This is a genomic window from Variovorax sp. 20P10.2.4 (genome assembly GCF_058244205.1).
On sequence record NZ_JBZAYE010000751.1, the window covers coordinates 1 to 3,222 of the forward strand.

Below are 3,222 nucleotides of genomic sequence, written 5' to 3' on the forward strand. Positions count from 1 at the left end.
TTCCGCATCGTCGCCGCGCGCATGCTGCGCATCGATGCCAAGGCGCGCTCGAGCATGGCCGACGACCTCGCGCTCGGCCGGCGCACCGAGATCGATGCGCTCAGCGGCGAGATCGTGCGGCTGGCCGAGGCCTGCGGCCTGGAGGCACCGCGCAACGCGCGCATGCTCGAGCTGCTCGAGGCCTGGCCGCGCTCGCCGCGGCGCTGGTCGGCCTCCGAACTGCAGGACGCTTTGAAGCTGTAGCCGCGCCGCTGTACCCTCGCGGCATGCCGGCTTCGGCAGCGGGAGGTCTTCGATGCGGGTTCTGGTCCTGGGCAGCGGTGTCATCGGCACCTCGGTGGCGTATTACCTGGCGCGCGACGGCCACGAGGTGACGGTGCTCGAGCGCCAGCCGGCGCCGGCGCTCGAAACCAGCTTCGCCAATGCGGGCGAGGTCTCGCCCGGCTATTCGGCGCCCTGGGCCGGGCCCGGCGTGCCGCTCAAGGCCGTCAAGTGGATGCTGATGCAGCACAGCCCGCTGGTCATCAAGCCGATGCTCGATCCGGCCATGTGGCGCTGGGGGCTCGCGATGCTGCGCAACTGCACGCAGGCGCGCTACGAGGTCAACAAGGCGCGCATGGTGCGGCTGGCCGAATACAGCCGCGACTGCCTGAAGGCGCTGCGCGCCGACACCGGCATCGCCTACGACGAGCGCATGCAGGGCACGCTGCAGCTGTTTCGCAGCCAGCAGCAGCTCGACGGCAGCGCCAAGGACGTCGAGGTGCTCAAGGCTTCTGGCGTGCCCTACCAGCTGCTCGACCGCGACGGCTGCGTGGCGTACGAGCCCGCGCTGGCCGCGGTGCGCGAGAAGTTCGTCGGCGGCCTGCGGCTGCCGGGCGACGAGACCGGCGACTGCTTCAAGTTCACGCAGGCGCTCGCGGTGCTGGCCGAGGGCCAGGGCGCCAGCTTCCGCTTCGGCGTGAACATCGAGGCCATCGAGCACGACGGCGGCGGCGTGACCGCCGTGCGCACCGATGCCGGTCGCTTCGTCGCCGACCGCTACGTGCTCGCGCTCGGCAGCTACTCGCCCGCGCTCGCCAGGCCGCTGGGCATCGACCTGCCGGTGTACCCGGTCAAGGGCTTCTCGATCACGGTGCCGATCGCCGATCCGGCGGGCGCGCCCGAATCCACCGTGATGGACGAGACCTTCAAGGTCGCCGTGACCCGGCTCGGCGAGCGCATCCGCGTCGGCGGCACGGCCCAGCTCTCGGGCTTCGACCTGCGCCTCGATGCCGGCCGGCGCGACACGCTCGAGCACGTGGTGACCGATCTGTTCCCGCGCGGCGGCGACGTGGGCACGGCCAGCTTCTGGACCGGCCTGCGCCCGATGACGCCCGACGGCACGCCCGTGATCGGCGCCTGCCGCCTGCCGAACCTGCTGCTGAGCACGGGCCACGGCACGCTGGGCTGGACCATGGCGGCCGGCACCGGCCGCGTGATGGCCGACCTGGTCGGAGGGCGCGCGCCGGCGATCGACATGGAAGGCCTGACGGTCGCGCGCTACGGCGGCTGAGCGCGAGCGGTACGCCGCGCATGCGAGCGGCGCGGCGGTGTAACGGACCTGTCGCATTCGGATGTAACCATTGCGGTTTACATCTTGGAACCGCGTCTTGCCCGACGAATCTGTCCCGTGCCTGCGCACGCCCTTCGGTTGAGTTTTTGCGAGGTGGCGTTCTGCTTGTCATGGGGGCTCGGCGGCCCGGCGTGGGCGACCGTGGACGCGGCGGCTCCGCCGCCCCAGGTCCGTGAGGCCGACCGGGCGCCTGCTCCCGGCGCATCCGACAGCGCGGCGCCGCGCTTCGACTTCGACATCCCCGCCCAAGCCCTGCATGCCGCGCTGAGCCGCTATGCGGACATCTCGGGCCAGCCGGCGCTGTTTCCCAGCGACATCGCGGATGCCCGCACCTCCACGGCCGTGCGCGGCCGCCTGACGGCGGAAGCCGCGCTGCGACGCCTGCTGCAGGACACCGGCCTGGTCGCCGACAAGCGCAGCTCCGCGCTGGGGCAGACCTTCGTGCTCAAGGAGGCGGGCGCGCCGCGCGGCGGCAGGGCGGCGCTGTTCGGCGACGAGGGCTATGCCGGACTGCTGCAGTCGCGCGTCTGGCAGGCGCTGTGCGCCAATGCACGGACCCGGCCGGGTGGCTACGACACCCTGCTGCGCTTCGAGCTGGACGCGAACGGCCGCGTGGGCAGCACGCGGCTGATCGGCGGCAGCGGCGATGCGCAGCGCGACGCCGCGCTGCTGCGCACGGTGGACGGCGTTCGCCTCGACCGGCCGCCGCCCGAGGCCATCGTCCGCCAGCCGCTCACGCTGGCGATCCGGCGCGACGAGGCGGGCACCGGGCCGCAGTGCGGCCCGCGGCGGGGAGGCGGCTAGCGATGTCCGACGACACGCAGCTCGTCCTGCTGAACTACCTGGGCAAGCACTACACCTCGCTCAAGCAGCGCCTGACCCGCAAGCTCGGCAACGCGGACGACGCCGGCGACGCGCTGCACGACACCTGGCTGCGGCTGAAGGGGAGCGAGGACCACGGCGCGGTCCAGAACCCCGGCGCCTATCTGTCGCGCATGGCGGTCAACATCGCGGTGGACGTGCAGCGCCGCAACAGCCGCCTGCTGTCGGGCGACGACATCGACGAACTGCTCGAGGAGGTCGAGGATCCGGCGCCCGGTCCGGCACGCAGCGCCGAAATCCGCTCGGAGCTCGAGGCGGTGCTCACCCTGCTCGAGCGCATGCCGGAGCGCCGCCGCGCCGTCGCGCTGCTGGTGCATGCCGAGGGCCTGACGCAGAGCGAAACCGCCCGGCGGCTGGGCGTTTCGCTGCGCACGGTGGAGTACGAGCTCCAGCGTGTCCACGAGCGACTCGATGCCTATCTGGCCGCGGAGAAAAAATGATGCGGGTTCTCGCGCCGCCATTCGTCACCCAGCATGACATCCCGAAAACCACGTGCACGGCACGGGCCGCGCGCCCGCTGCGCGGCCGCGTGGCCGGGCGGGCGGGCCTGACACGATGAAGCCCTCTGCCCACAGGGACGGCGAAGCCGCCCAGCCCGACGACCTGGAAGCCCAGGCGTGGCGCTGGCTGCGCCTGCTCACCTCGGGCGAGGCGCGCGAGCTCGACGCGCAGCGCTTCCGTCGCTGGATCGGCGCCAGCCCCTCGCATCGCGCCGCGTACCACGACGT

General features: G+C 72.5%; 5 protein-coding genes. All 5 read left to right on the plus strand.

Going from position 1 to position 3,222, the window contains the following annotated elements; genetic code table 11:
- Positions 1 to 243, plus strand: a 243-nt coding sequence (locus AC27VN_RS36880; protein WP_490879845.1) for a ketopantoate reductase C-terminal domain-containing protein, incomplete at its 5' end; no start/stop codon positions are given.
- A gap of 52 nt (positions 244 to 295) precedes the next feature.
- Entirely contained in the window at positions 296 to 1,552 is a 1,257-nt protein-coding gene (locus tag AC27VN_RS36885) for a D-amino acid dehydrogenase (RefSeq protein WP_490879846.1), read from the plus strand.
- 201 nt (positions 1,553 to 1,753) lie between these two features.
- Positions 1,754 to 2,416, plus strand: a complete 663-nt coding sequence (locus tag AC27VN_RS36890) for a hypothetical protein (RefSeq protein ID WP_490879847.1) — start codon at positions 1,754 to 1,756, stop codon at positions 2,414 to 2,416.
- Between the two features lie 2 nt (positions 2,417 to 2,418).
- Positions 2,419 to 2,934: an RNA polymerase sigma factor gene (locus AC27VN_RS36895; RefSeq protein ID WP_490879848.1), complete on the plus strand. Its 516-nt coding sequence runs from the start codon at positions 2,419 to 2,421 to the stop codon at positions 2,932 to 2,934.
- 115 nt (positions 2,935 to 3,049) lie between these two features.
- Positions 3,050 to 3,222 (plus strand): FecR/PupR family sigma factor regulator (locus tag AC27VN_RS36900; protein WP_490879849.1); only part of this gene is annotated, 173 nt, incomplete at its 3' end.